Source organism: Thalassospira xiamenensis M-5 = DSM 17429 (genome assembly GCF_000300235.2).
Taxonomy (GTDB): domain Bacteria; phylum Pseudomonadota; class Alphaproteobacteria; order Rhodospirillales; family Thalassospiraceae; genus Thalassospira; species Thalassospira xiamenensis.
The window spans coordinates 1,657,484-1,676,490 of sequence record NZ_CP004388.1; the positions used below are offsets into that span (position 1 = coordinate 1,657,484).

A 19,007-nucleotide genomic window follows, 5' to 3' on the forward strand; every position below is an offset into this window, starting at 1 on the left:
GTGGCAGCAATTTGACCGGCCTGGGTTCCCCTAAATGATGCGAGAGATGATCGGTTTGCCAAGGATTGCATCAGGCCAAAGAGCGGGTCCGTCGGACAAATGCCGGATGGGTATGCATCTGGCATGTAAATGACGGAACAGGGGTGTGATCCAGGTTGTGATAGCGCCTGTGGATAACTGTGTGGATGATTGGCCCGGTATAGTCGGAATTGATTAGTATTTATGCTGTGAAAGTATGAAATTGGGTCGAGAGGCTATGCATTGGGATAGTATTTTGGACAGGAAACATAGCCAAATGGCCGAAAATTTTTTTATAAATTTATCGCAGTTTCACAGTCGTTTGAGGGGGATTGTGAAAAAACTGTGAAACGTCGTTCCACGACAAACCGGAAATTTACCGATGCCGCGTACGCGCAAAAATCACCTAAAGGGTGAATAAGCCGCGGAGGTTGTTCACGAATGTGGATTCTTTGATGCATAACAGTTCCAAAGGTGCCTTTTGCGCCGGTGCAAACTGTGTCACAAGAAGTCCTCCGGGTGATCCGGAATTCGCCCCATCCGATCAGACGATTTTCCGAGGCCCCGATGAGTTCCCCGACGAGTTCCCCAGTGAGCCGCACGCGTCGCTGGTTCGGCAAGGGGGATCGACGCGTTCTGGCGTTGACCCTGCCGATTATCCTTTCGAATGCCACCGTTCCGTTGCTGGGCGCGGTTGATACGGCTGTGGTCGGCCATCTGGACAGCCCGCATTATATTGGGGCGGTTGCGGTCGGGGCGCTGATTTTTTCCTATGTGTTCTGGAGCTTTGGCTTTTTGCGCATGGCGACCACCGGGCTTGCCGCACAGGCCGATGGTCGGCGTGATCCGAACGGGGTCCGGGCGGTGTTTGCCCGTGCGGCCCTGATTGCGGTGACGGCGGGGCTTGCGGTTATGGTGCTGCAATGGCCGATCATTGAGCTTGCGATGGCCTTGATCCGGCCGACCGCAGCGGTCGAGGCGGCGGCACGGGATTATTTCCATGTGCGCATCTGGGCATCGCCCGCGACATTGATGCAGTACTGCATGCTGGGCTGGTTGCTGGCGATGCGTGATGCGCGCGCGGTGTTTATTTTTCAGGTGGTTCTCAACAGCCTGAACATGGTTCTGGATATCCTGTTTGTCCAAGGCTTTGGCTGGGACGTCAAGGGGGTGGCAGGGGCCACGGTGATTGCCGATTATTCCGGTGTGATGCTGGGCTGGTTTTTGATGCAGCCGCATTTAAAACGGCTTGGCGGAACGTGGCGCGGGATTGGTATTTTTGATCGTACGCAACTGGCGCGCCTGATGAAAATCAATGGCGATATCTTTGTGCGCACCATGGCGCTGACATCGGCCTTTGCAATTTTCACCGGTTTTTCCGCCCGCTTTGGCGAGGTGACATTGGCGGCGAATGCGGTTTTGCAGAATTTCCTGATGTTTGGCTCCTTCGCGCTGGACGGGTTTGCCCATGCGGCGGAAACGCTTGTCGGGCAGGCCTATGGGGCGGAACGGCGCAAACAGTTCCTTTGGGCGGTGCGCAAAACAACGATCTGGGCGATTGTATCGGCGGTGGTGATGGCGGCGATCTTTGGCCTTATGGGGCCGTGGATCATTGATGGCCTGACGTCGATCCCGGAAGTCCGCGCGGCGTCTTACAGCTATTTGCTGTGGGCGGTGATGTTGCCGATTACCGGGGTGCTTGGTTTTCAGTTCGACGGGGTGTTTCTGGGTGCGATGCAGACCAAGCACTGGCGGAACATGATGCTGTTGTCGGTGGCGATCTATGCCGGGATGGCATGGGGGGCGGTGGTGGCGGACAGCAACCATCTGCTGTGGGCGTCGTTTAACGCGTTTTTCCTGCTGCGCGGGGTGACGCTGGCGGTGCTGTTTCCGACGATCATTCCTGCCCGCCGGGTTGCCACGGTTTAGGGCAGGGGGCCGCGTGTCCCTTATGCCTCTGGCACGGGCAGGGTGGTGCTGTTTTTGACTTCGTGCAGGGTGAAGCTTGATTTGATGTTGGCGACACCAGGCAGCTTCATCATGACGTCGGACAGGAAACGCTGATAGGCGGCCGGGTCCTGCACGACGATGCGCATCATGTAATCCTGATTGCCGACCATGGCATAGCAATCAACGATTTCCGGGTGGGATTGCACGGCGGTTTCAAAACGGCGCAGCGACGGTTCGTCATGCTGGGTCAGGGACACGGTGACAAAAACATTCACCCCCAGACGCAGATGTGATGGGGCCAGCAGGGCGACATATTTACGGATCACGCCGCTTTCTTCGAGCTTGCGCAGGCGACGCAGGCAGGGAGAGACGGAAAGACCGACCTTGTCGGCCAGTTCGACCATCGAGATGCGCCCGTCTTCCTGAATCTCGCGAAGAATTTTGCGATCAATTGCGTCGAAACCGTTGCGCGCCATGGCGTGCCCCACTCCTTATACTCGATGGATATTATTGTGATCCGGGTTGATTTTGCCGCATTGCGGGCTTTGCATAAATTACCCGCCAGCGCAAAAATCATGCTGCGCGATAAGCCATGACTTCGCGTTCCTGTCAATCCTTGCGTGATCCGGGCGTGATCTTTTTACGGTAACAGATTGTGATTTCGAAGCCGGACCAAAAGACCCCGAAATTCCCGGTTGCCGGACAGGGCAAAACAGTCTGGTTTGCAGTGCGAAAAGCGTTAGGACTTGCATAGAACAAATATCGGCGTTATGTCGTTCAAATCCTTGCATTGCTTTGCTTTGTTCGCACTTGCGGCGGAACTTATCGTTGCCGCGCGTGGTAATGACAGTGTAGTATAATCGTACCAATTTACGTATTTTTACGATGGTTATTCTCCTGTCAGGAGCTGGGGGGTTGGGGTTTTGCCAACCTGCAGGACAAGAAAGGCATTACGTGGTGGACGCTGCGCAAGATACACCGGGATATAACCTAGTCTCGATTGGCGAGCATAAAATCAATATCCGTCCGGCGGTCAAGGATGACCTTGCCAATGTGGTCGCGCTTGACGACCGCACAACGGGCCTTCGCAAGCCGGAATATTGGGATGACCTGTTCACCCGTTATGGCAACAGGAAGGATTCCCGGTTTTTCCTGATTGCCGAAGAAGGCGATACGTTGCTGGGCTGCATTTTCGGGGAAGTCCGGTCATGGGAATTCAACTCGGTCCCGTGCGGCTGGGTCGGCACTGTCAGTGTCGAGCCGAATTTGCGCATGGGCGGGATCGGCAGCATTCTTTACAAGGAAATCTGCCGCTGTTTCCGCAAGGCCGGTGTGACCAAGATCCGCACCATGATCCCGCGCGATGCGACCGACCTTATGTCGTTTTTCCGCGCGCAGGGTATGATGGCCGGACCCTTTATCCAGCTTGAAACCGATATGGACGAAGGGGTGTAACGCCATGATGTCTTTGCAAAAGGCGACCCTGTTTGCGCTGTATGCCGTGCTGGAACTGGCCGAGGATACGGACCGGCAGCTTTCGGCATCCGAAATCGCCGAGAGATACAATATTTCGACCAACCATCTGGCGAAGGTCCTGCGCGATCTGGGCCGGGCGGGGCTGGTTGAATCGGTCCGTGGGGCCGGTGGCGGTTATCGTTTCTGCGGCAATGCCAAGCGCACGACGTTGCTTGATGTTGTCAGGCTGTTTGAGGAAGTCGGTGCAGGCCCGACAAGCGGCATTGTGCAGGACACCAATGCCGGTGTCGCGCTGTCGCAGGTGATGGACGAGATCGAGGAAATCACCCATGCGACGCTTCTGTCGATTTCGATTGAAACCATGCTGAAACTGATGCGCAAGCGCCGACCGGAAAAACCGCGGTCGACCGGATTGTTCCGCGCGGTATAAGCCGCCATTTAAGATAATCGCACCAAAATCAAAAGGCCGTCAGAGCAATCTGACGGCCTTTTGTGTATTCGATGAACCGGTAGGGATCAGCCTTCGCTGCCGGTCGTTTCGGCGTCCGCAGCAGTTTCGGTTTTGGCGGCCTTTTTCGGGGCCGGTTTTTTGCGCGGACGACGGGCGGCTTTCGGTTTTTCTTCCTTGGCGGGCGCGTCATCGGCCACCGGTGCAGATGCCGGTTCCTGAGCCGGAGCTGTAGATGCAGCAGGAGCAGAAACGGCTGCTGCCTCGTCCTTGGGCTCTGCTGCCGGGCTTGCCTTTTTTGCGGTTGCCCGTGTGGTTCTGGTGCGCGTCGGTTTGGCGCGTTCGGTTTTCGCCGTACCGGTTTTTTCCGACGCGGATTTTTCAGCCGTTACTTTTTCGGCAGAGGCCTTTGACGATGTTTTTCTGGCCGGTGCTTTTTTCTCGACCTCGTCGGCGCGCGGCTTGCCAAGGCTAGAGGCCGGGACCGGGGTCAGAAGGAAGGCCGGAGTATGGTCAGCAAAACCGATGACCGGCTTGTCGTCACGATCATGCCGGTCATGACGATCATAACGATCATCGCGATCACGACGCGACGCGGAACGGCCCGAAGAACGATCATTACGATCCTGACGTTCAGGACGGTTCGAACGTTCGTTACGCGGCTTTGCGTCACGCTGCGGCGTATTGTCTCGCGGCTGCTGGGCCGGGCGTGTGTCCTGCTGCTTTGCTTCTGGCGCGGCGGCAGGGGCATTGGCACCAGCATTGGCGGCCTTGCTGTCGCGTTCTGCGCGGTCGTTACGGTTATTGCTACGCGCCGGACGATCACTGCGCGGGGATGCATCACGCTGCGGCGCCTTGCGGCTTTTCTTCACACGGCGTTTCTTGCCGGTGAAGTCCAGTTCAAGGGTTTCGATGCCTTCAAGCTCGGTCAGGGGAATATCCATGTTGATGGATTTGTTGATCGCAGCAACAAGTTTGCCGTCTTCGGGCACGGCCAGCATGAAGGCCTTGCCTGCGCGACCTGCACGACCGGTACGGCCGGTACGATGGACGTAATCCTCGGCGTTGAAGGGCACGTCGAAGTTAAAGACGTGCGAGACATCAGCAACGTCAATGCCGCGTGCGGCAACGTCCGAGCAGATCAGCAGGGTGATTTCGCCCGTTTTGAATTTATCAAGCGTTTCGGTGCGTTCGCTCTGGACCAGATCGCCATGCATGCGACCGGCATTGAAGCCGTGCTTGGTCAGCGATTTGAACAGGATATCGACGTCTTTTTTGCGGTTGCAGAACACAAAGGCGTTTTTGACGTCTTCCTGACGGACAAGTTTGCGAAGGGCTTCGCGTTTGTCCATTTCATCCATGACAAGGAGTTTATGTTCCACCGTGGTCGCCATGGTCGAGGGCGGGGAAACGGTGATTTCCTTGGGATTGGAGAGGAATTTGTCGGCAAGGCGACGGATTTCCTTGGGCATGGTCGCCGAGAAGAAAAGCGTCTGGCGCTGTTTGGGCAGCATATTGACGATTTTTTCAATGTCGGGAATGAAGCCCATATCAAGCATGCGGTCGGCTTCGTCGATCACCAGCAATTTGCAGTCCGACAGAAGCAGTTTGCCGCGTTCAAAGGTATCGATCAGGCGACCCGGGGTCGCGATGATGACGTCGGCACCTTTTTCAAGGATTTTCTGCTGTTCGACGAAAGATTCCCCGCCGATGATCAGTGCCTTGGACAGCGACATGTATTTGCCGTAAATGTCGAAGTTTGCTGCTACCTGGGTCGCGAGTTCGCGGGTCGGTTCGAGAATGATCGAACGGGGCATCCGCATGCGCGCACGGCCATGATGCAGGATATCAAGCATCGGCAGGACGAAGCCTGCGGTTTTGCCTGTACCCGTCTGAGCACAGCCCAAAATATCACGTGCCATCAGAACGGACGGAATGGCCTGGCTCTGAATGGGGGTCGGGGTATCATAGCCGGCGTCTGCGACGGCTTTGAGGATATCTTCGCTCAGACCGAGATCGGCGAAATTCATATGGTTCGTTTTCCCGCAATAGAATGCGTTATGATGTGATTATCGCTGCGATAAAGCAGCTTGCGTCGTAAAGCGAAGCCTTAATTAAGTCAAGAAAAACGCCTCAAAAAAGGGTTAAAGAGGCAAATTAACCCGGTGCGAGAGGCTTGTTTGCCACAGACCGGAAGCGTAATCTGGTGAAATAGACAATGAAACGGGGAGAAAAACGGTGTTGATGGATGCATCACGTGCAAGTCTGGTGATTATCGATGTTCAGGAGAAACTCTATCCGGCGTGTCAGGACCCTGATCAGACCGTCGAGAATTGCTGCTTTCTTGTCAAATGCGCCAATCGTTTGAATGTTCCCGTCATTGTGACTGAGCAATATCCCAAGGGGCTTGGCCATACGGCGGCCCCGATCCTTGATCTGGTGATGAAGGCATCCGATACGGTCGATGGCGGCAATGTCGTTTCCAAGGTCAGTTTTTCAAGTGTGCCGGCCGATGGGTTCATGGAAAAGATCGAAGAAACACCGGGCCGCGACCAGATCGTCATTGCCGGGATGGAAACCCATGTCTGTGTGCTTCAGACCGTGATGGAGCTTATTGATCGCGGGCGAGAGGTTTATGTGGTGGCCGATGCGGTGACATCGCGCAGCATGCATGACAAGATTTTCGGCCTGGAACGGATGCGCGATGCCGGGGCGAAAATCGTGACGCGGGAAAGCGTTATGTTTGAATGGCTGCGCGTGGCAGGAACGCCGGAATTCAAGGAATTGAGCGCACTGATTAAATGACGGCCAATCCCCATACGACCATTCCGGTTGTCTTTCTGTCGGGGATGCTGGCCGATTATCGGATGTGGCAGCCGGTGATCGCACGCATGGAGGCGCGTGGCCGTATTGGTGCGGCCCCGGTGATCGCACCGATGATCCCGGCACTTGATACCAAGGAGGATGTGGCGGTGATGGCAAGGGATGTCCTTGATCTGGTGCCGGATCGTTTTGTGTTGGTCGGGATGTCGATGGGCGGTTATGTCGCGTTTGAAATCCTGCGCATGGCGCGGGAACGGGTATCGCATCTGATGCTGGTCAATACGCGCGCGACGGCCGATGACCCGCTGATGCGTCGGCGCAGGCTTTTGCTTGCCCGGCTTTCGGGTGTGAACCTGCCGTTCAGGGGGATCAATGACGCGATGCTTGACGACATGCTCCATCCCGATCATCGGCACAATCGAGAACTTGTCGGCCTGCTTTCGGATATGGCGGAGGATCTTGGCGAGGATGTTTTCAAACGTCAGATCATAGCTGTTGCCAACCGACCGGACAGTATGGCGTTGTTGCCGGAACTCGATATCCCCTGCACCGTGATGGTGGGGGAGGCTGATCGGGTGATCAGCCCGGCATCGCATCATGACATGGCGGCCCGCATTCCCGGTGCACGCATGATCGAGGTTGCCGGGGCGGGGCATTATGTGCCGCTGGAACAGCCCGATATATGCGCCGATGCGCTTTGCGAGCTTATTACCTAGGGCGTTGATGTTTTGGTGTCGGACGGGGTGAGTGTATCGCTCAGGACCATTTCGATGGTGTTTTCATTGGTCAGATACTGCGCATAGAGTTTTTCCAATGCGCCACTGCTGCGCTGTCTGGCGAGGTAGCTGTTAAAGTGCCGCATCAGGCGGGCATTGTCGGGGGTGGCGGGCAATATCAGGCGGTTGATCGTATTCATCAGTGATGTCGGGTGGATCGACAATGCGGCAATTTCATCATCGGTCAAATGGGCGATCTGTTTAAGCGATGCCTTTTGCGCATATCCGCAATAGATCAGCGCAACATCAACCCGCCCGGCAAGCAGCAGGGCAATTGATTGTCGAATTGAATTGAACCGGGTGATATCAAATCGACCTTCGCGCAGATGGCGGGCCAAGGGGCCATGCAGTTCAAGGCCGCGCGCGATGGAAACCTGAAGCCCGTCAAGGTCGGCGGCAGTTGTGATGTTCAGGTCGCGCTGCTTAAGGGTAAGGGCATGCAGGCTTGTCGTGCTGATACCGTCCGAAAATATGACGGTATTGCTTGCCGTGTTGCCGGGAATGCCGATGAAGCCTGCGCGATTGTTGCCGCTGTTTTCAAGCGCGCGTTTGAGCGGCAATTGCTGAAAGGACATATTGATCTGCTGAAACTTGCTGAAATCACGCAGCAGATCGTATAGCGCGCCATTGGCATGGCCGTTAAGCTGATAGCTTTGCGGATAGAATTCCTGATCGGCAAGCACGGTCAGATGCAGGTCATCGGCACTGGTTGCATTGGCGGCATCGGGCGCAACATCGGGATGGCCATCACTGGCCTTTGCCCCCGCGCCAAAACCGGTGATTACAACGGCGATGACAAGACCGGCACATGCCATGCGGAACAAGGATGGCCGGATCGATTGCCAGACGGACAGAATATGCGACGTCAATTCTACCCTGTTTTTCATTTCAGGGTCGCCAGCCAGTGCCAGAGGCAACCAGATGGGCGCGCGCAATTTGCCGATACGTGCCATTTCTGGCAACGGTTCTTCCCCATTCGAGTAGTCTTCCCTGTTTTTATCGGCACTTATTTTCATGCCTGAAACCTACCCTTCAGAGTAGTTGGCAACAGGGTGCCCGGAATAAAGGGCAAGAGCAAGCATGATAGGGGCAGAATTATACCAATTGCTATTTCGGGTTTAGCAACCGGCACGGAACATGCCGCAACGACGATCACTGTCATCGCGGATTTCGCGTGGGAAAAGCTGTGCGATGATGCTACCACCATTATTGGTAACCTGTTGTTCAAAATCAGCTTTTACGAAATTCGCATGCAGTTCCGAGATCGGTTTGTCGCCTGCGCAAAAGGCAATGCGTGTCGGGATTCTGGTTGTATCTGCGGGGTAGTTGGTAGCCTCGGGCGTGGTGCAGATTTTTTCACCCATCGTGGCTTGTGACGGGCTTACGACGACGACAACACGATACCCGTCACGCAAGACCTGATTCGGGCCGAGTTGGGTGGCATCGGTGATGAAATCAAGGCGCGGTGGAAATCCGTGACCGGACAGGGCGGATGCCCATGTTTCGGGCGATACAGATGATTGTTTGTCGTGGACTTCGACCATCATGATCTGGTTTGGCGCACCGTAAACCTTGAAGGTCTGCACATCATTGACCTGATAGGTTGGTGGTTCAATCGTTGTGATGTTGCCACATCCCGCCAGCAGCAGGGCACTTCCCAAAACGCCCCCTGCAAGCACGCGCAAGGTGACACGCGGAGACAATCGTTTGGGCGCATTGAAAAGGATTCTCATGGGGGCTCCTTGCGGGTGCGGGGCGATAAAAGTCCGGTCTGCGACAAATTGATACAGATGCGACAAAACCTTGCGAAACTTTGCGGCTAGATTGGTGCCGGGATCAGTTACGTCATAGTCAGCAATGAGGTTACAATTATGTCAGATGTCTCTGAAACGCAAATTTCGCGATGGCCGCACTGGTCTGTTCCGGCGCTACACTGGATCATGGCATTGTTGATGGCGGCCGCCTTTGGCATCGGTCAGGTCATGGAAGAAGTCCCGCGTGCCGAACGGGCTGAAATCATGGGATATCACGCGCTTGCTGGCCTTTCGGTACTGGTCCTGTTCCTGCCGCGGATTTTGGCGGTTTTGCACCTGTCCCCACCAGCGGTACAGGACGATCCCCGTCTGGTTAAAATCATGGCGCGCATTGCGCATGGTGTGCTGTATCTGGCGATGATTGCGATGCCGGTTACCGGGCTTCTGGCGGTGATGACATCGGGACGCAATTTTCCGGTCGCAGGATTATTTTCCCTGCCGGATCTGGGACGGATCGAATGGCTGCATGAAGGGGCCGAGGAAATTCACGAATTTTTCGTGCCGGTTCTGGTGACGCTGGTGGTGCTGCATGTGATTGCCGCCATTTGGCACCATTATATCCGCCATGATGATGTGCTGGCGCGTTATGTGCCATCGTTGCGAAGGCGCGATTCCTGATCCTTTTTGACCGGCAAATCCGGTCAGAAAACGGATCGTCCGATGGCGCGGATCAGCATTTCAAGCGCCTTGATGCCGGCTGCGGAATTGCCGCGTGTATCAAGGCGCGGCGACCAGACACAGACGGAAAATTCACCCGGAATGACGCCGATGATGCCGCCGCCAACCCCGCTTTTGGCCGGGATGCCGACGGTAAAGGCAAAATCGCCCACCCCGTCATACATCCCGCAAGTCAGCATCAGGGCATTGATCCGGCTGGTTTCTTCGGGCGTGATCACGGTGCGGCCATCAATGCCAACGCCCTTGTTGGCAAGGAAGAAGGCCGCACGCGCCATTTCACGTGCGGTCATCGCGACCGAGCATTGCTTGAAATAGGCCCGCACGACGTCTTCGACCGGGTTGTCGAGCTTGCCAAAGCTTTTCATCAGATAAGCAATCGCACGGTTGCGATCACCGTGCTGATCTTCGGACAGATAGACATCGTTATCGACGCGAATGCCGGGATTGCCGCAAAGCTGACCAAGGAATTCCGCAACCGAACGGTCCGGATTGGCGTAGCGCGAGGCGATCAGATCAGCAACACGGATCGCCCCGGCATTGATGAAGGGATTGCGCGGGATGCCGTGTTCCTGTTCGAGCAGGATCAGGGAATTGAAGGCCGAACCGGATGGTTCGCGCCGCACGGCTTTCCACAAATCATCACCATGCGCACGCTGGGCCAGCACAAGGGCGAAGACCTTGGAAATGCTTTGAATGGAAAAGGGCAGGTCGGCCTGGCCAATGGCAAGTTCGTTTCCGCCTGCGGTGCGCAGAACCATGGCAAAGTGATCATCCGGGACGCTGGCAAGGGCCGGGATATAGTCGACCTTGCGGGCGTCGGCAAAATCGGTCTGATGGATCGCGTCCGAAATATCCTGGAGGATGGCGGCATAATTGTGGGTCATTATGTGTCCGCTTTGTTTGGTGTTATGTTTTTCTGGTCGTCAGGGACAAAAAACCCGGCGCAAGGCACCGGGTTTTTGATGTGAAATTCTGTTCCGATCAGACGTCAATATCCTCGACAAAGCGGGCATGTTCCTGAATGAACTGGAAGCGGAGCTCCGGCTTTTTGCCCATCAGGCGATTGACCAGATCCTTGGTCTGGCCACGGGCATCGGGTTCGGCCGCATCGGGCAGGCAGACGCGCAGCAAGGTGCGTTTTTTCGGGGCCATTGTGGTTTCGCGCAATTGTGGGGGCGGCATTTCACCCAGACCCTTAAATCGGGAAATCTCGACCTTGCCGCGGTTTTTGAATTCGGTATCGAGCAGGACCTCTTTTTCCGCGTCATCCATCGCATAGATGGACTTTCCGCCCTGTGTCAGGCGGTAAAGCGGCGGCATGGCAAGATACAGGTTACCGTTTTCAATAAGGCCGGTCATTTCCTGATAGAAGAAGGTCATCAGAAGCGATGCGATATGTGCGCCGTCGACGTCCGCATCAGTCATGATGATGATGCGTTCATAACGCAGATCGGCAAGCCGGAAATCGGACCCGGAACCGCAGCCAAAGGCTTCGATCATGTCCTTGATTTCCTGGTTGGCCATCATCTTTTCACGCGTCGCGGATGCGACGTTAAGGATTTTACCGCGCAGCGGCAGGACGGCCTGTGTTTCACGATCACGTGCCTGTTTGGCTGAACCACCTGCCGAGTCACCCTCGACCAGGAAGATTTCAGTGCCAGCCGCGATGGAACGTGAACAATCGGCAAGCTTGCCCGGAAGGCGCAGGCGGCGGGTTGCTGACTGGCGCTTGGTTTCTTTCTTTTCCTTGCGGCGCTGGCGTTCTTCGGCGCGCAGGATGATGCGTTCAAGCAGGCGTTTGGCATTTTCGGTATCACCGGTCAGCCAGTGATCGAAATGGTCGCGAACCGCGGTTTCAACCAGCTTGGTTGCCGATGCGGTGCCAAGCTTTTCCTTGGTCTGGCCCTGGAACTGCGGATCGGGAATAAAGACCGATAGCATGATGCAGCCACCGCCAAAGACGTCCTCGGCGGTGATGGCCGCGGCCTTTTTCTGACCGACCATGTCGCCATAAGTCTTGATCGCCTTGGTCAGGGCATAGCGGAAACCGGCCTCGTGCGTGCCGCCAAGCGGGGTCGGGACGGTGTTACAATAGGAATGGAAGTACCCTTCGCCGCCGTCCGGCCATGCAATTGCCCATTCAACGCGACCGGCACTTTCGGAAAACTTGGCTTCGCCTGCGAACGGACGTTCGGTGATCAGATCACGACCTTCGATGGTCATGTTCAGGTAATCGAGAATCCCGTTGGGGAATTTCAGGACTTCGCTTTGCGGGGTCGGATCATCGCTTGTCAGCAATTCCGGATCGACCGACCAGCGGATTTCAACACCCTTGAACAGATATGCCTTGGAGCGCGCCATACGGAAGATCGTGGCGGGTTTCAGCTTGGCCCGGTTGCCGAAAATTTCGGGATCGGGGCGGAAGATGACCGTGGTGCCACGGCGGTTATTGACCGCACCGCCATCCTGAAGCGGACCGAGCGGGGTGCCTTTGGAATATTCCTGAAACACCAGTTTGCGATCACGTGCGACTTCGACCCGGAATTTGTCGGTCAGTGCGTTCACCACCGACATACCCACCCCGTGCAGACCGCCCGAGGTTTCATACGCCTTGCCCGAAAACTTGCCGCCCGAATGAAGCGTGGTCAGGATGACTTCAAGGGCGGATTTATCGGGGAATTTCGGATGCGGATCGGTCGGAATCCCACGGCCGTTATCGCGCACCATGACGGTGTTGTCAGGGCGCAATTCCAGCTCGATCCAGTCGGCATGGCCGGCAACGGCTTCGTCCATCGAGTTATCGAGGATTTCGGCAACCAGGTGATGCAGTGCGGCATCGTCCGTACCCCCGATATACATACCGGGACGGCGGCGCACAGGCTCCAGGCCTTCGAGAACTTCGATATCCTTGGCGGAATAGGCGTTTGTGGTCGATTGGTTTGAATCTTCGAAAAGGTCGGTCATGCCCCGGAACGCAACTTCTTTATTATGTTAAAACAAGGTCCAACGACGCATATCTGTTGATTGATTTTACGGGGTTGGATGCCTTTAGGCTTAACGAGTATCATATGTTTTCAGATGCGGCCCATAAAAATGTTTTTTGATCGCGAATGCAAGCGGTGGTCTTGCCAGAGATCATAATTTCGTTGTGGCAGCGCAGAAAACGATGACAAGGTTGTGACGAAAACCGTGACCGATTGGTCCAATAACAATGTCGGCCCAGACAGGAGTAAGCCCGATGGCGAATGAGAGTGAGATCACACACGGTACCGACAACAGCATGCCGCGCGGCGACATGTGCACCCGAACCCTTGCCATGCCCGCCGACACCAACCCGAGCGGCGATATTTTCGGCGGCTGGCTGATGTCGCAGATGGACATCGCGGGCGGCGTCATGGCAAGCCAGATCGCCGAGGGACGCGTTGCCACGGTGGCGGTGGATGGCATGACGTTCCATCGCCCGGTCTATGTCGGGGATGTGGTGTGCGTGTATGGCGATATCGAACGGATCGGCAATACATCGATGGTGCTGCATCTTGAAAGCTGGGTGCTGCGCAAAAACCAGCCGCCGCGCATCAAGGTGACAGAGGCAACCTTTACCTTTGTCGCGATTGACGCCGAAGGCCGCCCGCGCCCGGTGCGCAAGGATGAGGTTGCGGTTTAAGAGATAAGGGGAGGGGACATTTTGCTTTTTGGAGATGTCCCTTTTCCGGCATTGTCAAAGCCCGGACAAAACGGGGTTTTCGCGGCCTAAAATGCGCATGATGAGAGTGACGTTTTCATCCATGCGATAATAAATGGTGTGCGCGGCAAAAACACAGCGGCGATATCCGGGGAGGATATCATCGGCAGACTGATAAATTGTGGGCGACCGCGCGATTTTGTCGAACTGTTCAAACAACGCGTCGAAATAGATGTCTGCCTGTTGTGGCCCGAAAGTTTCAATGCCGTATCGATACAGGCGTCTGATATCGTCTTCTGCGAGTTTGCTAAGACGATAAGAGGTCATTTGAGCTTCAGGTCCGCCTTGACGGATGCGCGGATGTCTTCTTTATCCATCGCAGAAAAGCCGCTTTCCTCGGCGGCATTCAGAGCATTGCGAATGCGTTCGATTTCTGCCATGCGCATCTGTTTTTCCCGCAGGGCTTCGCGTACCACTTCGCTGTCGGAGGCGTATTGACCGGTTGAAAGCTGCGCCTGAATCCAGGCTTCCTGCGTTTCGGTGACCGTGATGCTTTTTTTGATCATAAGGTCATCTTTCGTCTTTTGATCCTACTTTATCCTACCATCAAGGCCGTGAACAACGCAAAGACATACGGCAAAGAGGGGATCACAAGACCAGAATAACACGGGAAAAACGGTGCCCTTGCGGCGGAACCGCAAGGGCAATTGAAGGCTGCCAATTACCATTCCTGCTGTGTGGGCATGACAAACATTTCCGCCATATTCATATGTGTAGGCGCTTTCAGGGCATAGAGAACCGTATCGGCGATATCGTCACCCTCCAGAAACGTCATTTGTGTGCGCAGGTCTTCCATCTGCTGGCGCGCGACGGGATCGCTGATTTGTTCGTACAACTCGGTCGATACGGCACCGGGTTGAATGCAGGTCACGCGTATATTGTGTTTTTTGCCGATCTCCATGCGCAGTCCGTCCGAAAAGGCGGTAACGGCGTGCTTCGTTGCACAATAAACCGTTAGTCCCTTGAAAACTTTGCGTCCTGCAATTGAAGACGTGTTGAATACGTGACCGGACTTCTGCGCAATCATGTGCGGCATGGCTGCGGCAGTGGTATTGAGTAGTCCCTTCATGTTGACATCGACCATGCGATGCCATTCATCGATCTTGAATTCGTCAATATCTGACAGCGGCATCAGGCCTGCATTATTGAACAGGATATCAATTGTTCTGGCTTCTGCGACAAGATGACCAACCCCGGTTTCAACGGATTTGACATCGGCCACATCCATTTCGATGGTGATGGCTTTACCGCCATCTTTTTCGATGTCGCTTTTCAGTTCTTCAAGTCGATCAAGGCGTCGAGCGGCGATGCCGACTGTAATGCCTGCCTTTGCCAGTTTTCGTGCGGTTGCGGCGCCAATGCCGCTGGACGCACCGGTGATCAATGCAACTTTGCCTTCAAGGTTCGCCATTTTGGACTCCTGTTACCCGTAATGGGCCAGCCAGAACGGATCATCGGATCTGGCTGGCGTGTTTGACAGGAGCAATCTAATCTTTCGGCGAAATGCGATCTTTCGGCCGATTGCGAAAACTATTGTGATATTGCGATAATTTTATTCAACCGTCGGCGACGGTTGATCAATTTGAACGGTATTGCCGGGGCGTTAATCCTGTTTCGCGTTTGAAAACCTGGGAAAAGTGACCGGGATTTTCATAGCCGACCGCAAGAGCGATCTCGATGATGCTCATCTCGGTTTCCTGCAAAAGAATTTGGGATTTTGCGATCTTTTGACGAATGAAATATTGCGAAGGGGAAATGCCGGTTGTCTTTTTAAACAGGCGCGTAAAGTGGAAAGGGCTTAGGCCTGCCTCTTTGGCGCATTGTTCCAGATCGAATTTTTTGTCCAAGTGGGCCTTTAGATAGGCTTGGACCCTGCTGAGCTTGAAAGCAGGTAATCGCGAGCCGTAAAGTGTTTTACCGGAATCCGAGAGGCCGTATTTCCGAACGAGATGAACAGCGATGCTTTGGGCAATTCCAGCTATATAAAGCGCGCTTTTCAAGTGTGGCGCGCGAATTTCCTGAGAAAGCAGCGTGAGGAGATTACCGATGATTTCGTCGCGTTCCCCAGATACCTCGCGAAGGGAGATCTGCTTTGCGCTTAATCCGAGTATTTCGGAGGCAGCTTCTTCCAGAAGAGGGATCGACAGATACACATGCATGACTTGGAAGGGTTCTTTGTCCCGAACCTTCCAGCGCATTTCATAGGGTGTTGACGAATAGGTGAGAAAAAAATCCCCGGCACTTACGTCCGAGGATACCCATTCTCCGTCAAGTTCTCGTTCCGCAACAGTTGCTGCACCGCTTAGGACCCAAACAAGCATTGGTTCTGCTACTGCAGGAACCAGAAACGGTTTTCTGAGGCTCCGGTGGGAAAATATCTGGATCTCGATATCTTTCCACGTACCGGCCTCTTCACGCAACAAGGTGTCTTCCTGCAGGAAAGACATTATCCCCTGTGGTGATGTCCGCGCGGGAAGGTCGATGTTTTCAGGCGACGAAAAGTTATCATTTTCTGTCATTTACACAGGATACCAATTGATATCGGATAGCGCTGCTGGCTTCTGGAAAATCAGTTACCAGAATCGCTCCATGTCAACAGAATTACCAGCTTTCCCTCGCGACGCGGACAAAGTTTTCACCCATGATTTTATCGACGTCGTCGGGTTTGTAGCCTCCGGCGATCAGGGCGTCGGCAAGGGCGGGTAGCTTTTTCGGATCGAACACCGCGGCACCACCGGCACCGGGGCCATAGCCGCGTTCGGCGGGCCAGTAATAGGCGCGGTCAACACCATCGGGAAAGTCGTTGGTGCCCGCGACACTGGGCATCGTATCAAGGCCGATGCCGACATGGTTCACACCGACCAGTTTTACCGCATAGTCGATATGGCGGATCATGTCAGGGACTTCGGGGGCGTTCGGTGATTTGATGAAGCGCTGGAAGCCGCAAATGCCGATCACCCCGCCGGTATCGGCACAGGCCTTGATCTGTTCATCATCGATGCAGCGTTCATGCCCGCCAAGCACCCTGGGGTTGGCGTGGCTGAAGACGACCGGTTTGGTTGATGCCCGCATGATATCAAGGCTGCTTTGGCGACCGGTGTGGGAGCAATCCATGATCATGCCGCTGTTATTCACCGCCCGGACCATGGCATGGCCCAGCGCGGTCAGCGGGATATCATCATCATGACAGCCACCGGCCACCGAATTGTTGCGGTTATAGGCAAAGTGGATTTGTTTCACGCCCAGTTTGGCAAAGACCGGGACCATTTCGGGCACGTCCTGCAACATGACCGAGCCTTCGAGATCGAAACCAACCCCCAGCAAGCCCTTTGATTTGGCGATTGCCAGATCATCAAAGCATTCGATCTGCATGTATTTGTCGGGGTGGGCGGCGATTTTGGCCCGGAAGGCGGCAATCACGCGCAGGATATGGGCAACGGAATTCATATCCATGCCGACATTGACACAGACATAATCAACATCGCCCGCGACATAGTTATCCAGCAGGGTAATCGGTGTTTTGGGATCAAGCGGCAGGCAGGCATGCGCATCCCACGTGAAAGCGGGGCGATGGCGTGACCTGTTGGCGGTGGTGTTCGGGGCGGTGGTGACGTTCATGATGTCCCTTGTTGTTCTGGCGCGTGCGGGGCCGGTGTTCAGTCCCAATCCACGAAGCTGTCGATGACGGCGCGGTCATATCCCGCGGCGGCCTTGAAAAGCTGCTGCGAATAGGGATTTTCCAGTTTGCCTTCGGCAAGTTCAACTGCGGTGGCGCGTTCGACGATGCGGCCGTGGTTCATGATCGCGATATCGTCGCACATATGGGCGACCACAGCGAGATCGTGACTGACCATGATATAGGTAAGTCCCAGATCATTGCGCAACCGGGTCAGCAGGTTCAGCACCTCGGCCTGGATCGAGACATCAAGGGCTGATGTCGGTTCATCAAGCAGCAGGATTTTCGGTTCGAGAATAAGCGCACGGGCAATCGCGACACGCTGGCGCTGCCCGCCGGAAAGCTGATGGGGGTAGCGGAAGCGGAAGGAGTTATCGAGACCGACCTGTTTTAATGCCTCGACCACGCGGGCATCGGAATTGCCGAGCCCGTGAATATTGACCGGTTCGGTCAGGATGCGGTCAATGGTGTGACGCGGATGAAGCGATCCGAACGGATCCTGAAAGACCATTTGCGCCAGACGGTAAAAGGTCTTGTCGCGCTTTTTGGTCAGTTCCCTGTCATTGACGATAATATTGCCTTCCCAGTCATCGACAAGACCGGTGATGGTGCGAAGGACGGTTGATTTGCCCGAACCGGATTCGCCCACCAGACCGAATGATCCGTTGGCCGGGACCGAAATATCGACATCCTTGAGCACGTGGTTGTCGTCAAACCAGGCATTGAGTTTGGTGATTTCAATCATTGCAGTCATTTTTATCTCAGGCCTCCGCCCAGCTTGCTTCGCGGGTCAGGACGGGAAGTTCGGCGTGATTGCCATCCATTTTCGGCAGGCAGTTCAGAAGGCCCTGCGTATAGGGGTGTTTCGCCTGATCGAGTTCGGATGCGCGGATTTCTTCGACGACATGGCCCTGATACATCACCAGAACCCGGTCGCAGAAGCTTGAGACCAGATGCAGATCGTGGCTGATGAAAACCAGCGCCATGCCGCGTTCACGCACCAGATCATCAAGGATCGCCATTACCTGGAGCTGTACCGTGACATCAAGGGCCGATGTCGGTTCATCGGCAATCAGGATTTCCGGATCGGGGATCAGCATCATGGCGATCATGACGCGCTGGCCCATCCCGCCCGATACTTCGTGCGGGTAGGATTTGAACACGCGTTCGGGATCGCGGATTTTGACCGCGGCGAGCATATCGAGGGCGCGGCGTTTGGCCTCGGTCGCGTTGACCTTGTGGTGTTCGCGATAGGCTTCGATGATCTGATCACCTATGGTCATGACAGGATTTAGCGAATATTTCGGGTCCTGCATGATCATGGAAATACGCGCACCACGGACCTTGCGCCAGTCGCGTTTCGAAAGGTTGCGCAGGTCCAGATCGTGGAACTGCATCTGATCGGCGGTGATTTTGCCGTTTGCCGCCGTCAGGCCCAGAATGGCGCGCCCGGTCTGGGATTTGCCCGAACCGGATTCGCCAACAATACCGAGCCGTTCCCGTCCGAGATCGAAGGACACACCACGCACGGCATGGACTGGTCCCTTGGATGTGGAAAAGGTGATGGCGAGGTTTTTGACAGACAGAAGGGTTTCGTTCGTCATGA

At 55.2% G+C, this 19,007-nt stretch carries 20 protein-coding genes; 7 read left to right on the forward strand and 13 right to left on the reverse strand.

The window, feature by feature from the left end:
* The first annotated feature begins 609 nt into the window (after nt 1-609).
* Nucleotides 610-1,947 (forward strand): MATE family efflux transporter, encoded by a 1,338-nt coding sequence (locus TH3_RS07780; protein WP_007091954.1) that lies wholly within the window; start codon nt 610-612, stop codon nt 1,945-1,947.
* 20 nt (nt 1,948-1,967) lie between these two features.
* On the opposite strand, the gene TH3_RS07785 is transcribed toward TH3_RS07780, so the two are convergent.
* Complete coding sequence (locus TH3_RS07785; RefSeq protein WP_007091953.1) at nt 1,968-2,444, reverse strand: Lrp/AsnC family transcriptional regulator; 477 nt, start codon at nt 2,442-2,444, stop codon at nt 1,968-1,970.
* Nucleotides 2,445-2,925: 481 nt separating this feature from the next.
* Between TH3_RS07785 and TH3_RS07790 the strand changes: the two genes are divergently transcribed.
* Nucleotides 2,926-3,423: a GNAT family N-acetyltransferase gene (locus tag TH3_RS07790; protein WP_223305055.1), complete on the forward strand. Its 498-nt coding sequence runs from the start codon at nt 2,926-2,928 to the stop codon at nt 3,421-3,423.
* 4 nt (nt 3,424-3,427) lie between these two features.
* Nucleotides 3,428-3,874 (forward strand): Rrf2 family transcriptional regulator, encoded by a 447-nt coding sequence (locus TH3_RS07795; protein ID WP_007091951.1) that lies wholly within the window; start codon nt 3,428-3,430, stop codon nt 3,872-3,874.
* A gap of 86 nt (nt 3,875-3,960) precedes the next feature.
* Here TH3_RS07795 and TH3_RS07800 read toward each other — a convergent pair whose 3' ends face one another.
* Nucleotides 3,961-5,922, reverse strand: coding sequence for a DEAD/DEAH box helicase (locus TH3_RS07800; RefSeq protein ID WP_007091950.1), 1,962 nt, complete (start codon nt 5,920-5,922; stop codon nt 3,961-3,963).
* A gap of 214 nt (nt 5,923-6,136) precedes the next feature.
* Here TH3_RS07800 and TH3_RS07805 point away from each other — a divergent pair, with 214 nt between their 5' ends.
* Nucleotides 6,137-6,697, forward strand: a complete 561-nt coding sequence (locus TH3_RS07805) for a hydrolase (RefSeq protein WP_007091949.1) — start codon at nt 6,137-6,139, stop codon at nt 6,695-6,697.
* Nucleotides 6,694-7,431, forward strand: coding sequence for an alpha/beta fold hydrolase (locus tag TH3_RS07810; RefSeq protein ID WP_007091948.1), 738 nt, complete (start codon nt 6,694-6,696; stop codon nt 7,429-7,431). Before TH3_RS07805 ends, TH3_RS07810 begins: the two co-directional genes overlap by 4 nt.
* On the opposite strand, the gene TH3_RS07815 is transcribed toward TH3_RS07810, so the two are convergent.
* Together TH3_RS07815 and TH3_RS07820 are read right to left on the reverse strand one after the other, a co-directional pair.
* Nucleotides 7,428-8,507, reverse strand: coding sequence for a substrate-binding periplasmic protein (locus TH3_RS07815; protein WP_007091947.1), 1,080 nt, complete (start codon nt 8,505-8,507; stop codon nt 7,428-7,430). The two genes, TH3_RS07810 and TH3_RS07815, sit on opposite strands and share 4 nt — an antisense overlap.
* Before the next feature lie 102 nt (nt 8,508-8,609).
* Complete coding sequence (locus TH3_RS07820) at nt 8,610-9,224, reverse strand: hypothetical protein (RefSeq protein ID WP_007091946.1); 615 nt, start codon at nt 9,222-9,224, stop codon at nt 8,610-8,612.
* A 138-nt stretch (nt 9,225-9,362) separates the two neighbouring features.
* On the opposite strand from TH3_RS07820, the gene TH3_RS07825 reads away from it, so the two are divergent.
* Nucleotides 9,363-9,923: a cytochrome b gene (locus TH3_RS07825; protein WP_076519537.1), complete on the forward strand. Its 561-nt coding sequence runs from the start codon at nt 9,363-9,365 to the stop codon at nt 9,921-9,923.
* A 23-nt stretch (nt 9,924-9,946) separates the two neighbouring features.
* Here the strand turns inward: TH3_RS07825 and TH3_RS07830 are convergent, their stop codons facing one another.
* Together TH3_RS07830 and parE are read right to left on the reverse strand one after the other, a co-directional pair.
* Nucleotides 9,947-10,867, reverse strand: coding sequence for a glutaminase (locus TH3_RS07830; protein WP_007091944.1), 921 nt, complete (start codon nt 10,865-10,867; stop codon nt 9,947-9,949).
* Nucleotides 10,868-10,964: 97 nt separating this feature from the next.
* A complete protein-coding gene (gene parE / locus TH3_RS07835; protein ID WP_007091943.1) occupies nt 10,965-12,947 on the reverse strand; it encodes a DNA topoisomerase IV subunit B in 1,983 nt (660 codons plus the stop codon).
* Between the two features lie 274 nt (nt 12,948-13,221).
* Here parE and TH3_RS07840 point away from each other — a divergent pair, with 274 nt between their 5' ends.
* Nucleotides 13,222-13,647, forward strand: a complete 426-nt coding sequence (locus TH3_RS07840) for an acyl-CoA thioesterase (protein WP_007091942.1) — start codon at nt 13,222-13,224, stop codon at nt 13,645-13,647.
* A gap of 54 nt (nt 13,648-13,701) precedes the next feature.
* On the opposite strand, the gene TH3_RS07845 is transcribed toward TH3_RS07840, so the two are convergent.
* From TH3_RS07845 to TH3_RS07875, 7 genes are all read right to left on the reverse strand, one after another.
* Entirely contained in the window at nt 13,702-13,992 is a 291-nt protein-coding gene (locus TH3_RS07845) for a type II toxin-antitoxin system RelE/ParE family toxin (protein ID WP_007091941.1), read from the reverse strand.
* Nucleotides 13,989-14,231: a type II toxin-antitoxin system ParD family antitoxin gene (locus TH3_RS07850; RefSeq protein ID WP_007091940.1), complete on the reverse strand. Its 243-nt coding sequence runs from the start codon at nt 14,229-14,231 to the stop codon at nt 13,989-13,991. The genes TH3_RS07845 and TH3_RS07850 overlap by 4 nt, the downstream gene beginning before the upstream one ends.
* 155 nt (nt 14,232-14,386) lie before the next feature.
* Complete coding sequence (locus TH3_RS07855) at nt 14,387-15,136, reverse strand: SDR family oxidoreductase (RefSeq protein WP_007091939.1); 750 nt, start codon at nt 15,134-15,136, stop codon at nt 14,387-14,389.
* Between the two features lie 166 nt (nt 15,137-15,302).
* Entirely contained in the window at nt 15,303-16,244 is a 942-nt protein-coding gene (locus TH3_RS07860) for an AraC family transcriptional regulator (protein ID WP_040059741.1), read from the reverse strand.
* 82 nt (nt 16,245-16,326) lie between these two features.
* Nucleotides 16,327-17,343, reverse strand: coding sequence for a dipeptidase (locus TH3_RS07865; RefSeq protein WP_007091937.1), 1,017 nt, complete (start codon nt 17,341-17,343; stop codon nt 16,327-16,329).
* Nucleotides 17,344-17,381: 38 nt separating this feature from the next.
* The gene (locus tag TH3_RS07870) at nt 17,382-18,155 is read right to left on the reverse strand and encodes an ABC transporter ATP-binding protein (protein WP_007091936.1); all 774 of its coding nucleotides are present in this window, start codon (nt 18,153-18,155) and stop codon (nt 17,382-17,384) included.
* A gap of 7 nt (nt 18,156-18,162) precedes the next feature.
* Nucleotides 18,163-19,005, reverse strand: a complete 843-nt coding sequence (locus TH3_RS07875) for an ABC transporter ATP-binding protein (RefSeq protein ID WP_007091935.1) — start codon at nt 19,003-19,005, stop codon at nt 18,163-18,165.
* Between the last annotated feature and the right edge of the window lie 2 nt (nt 19,006-19,007).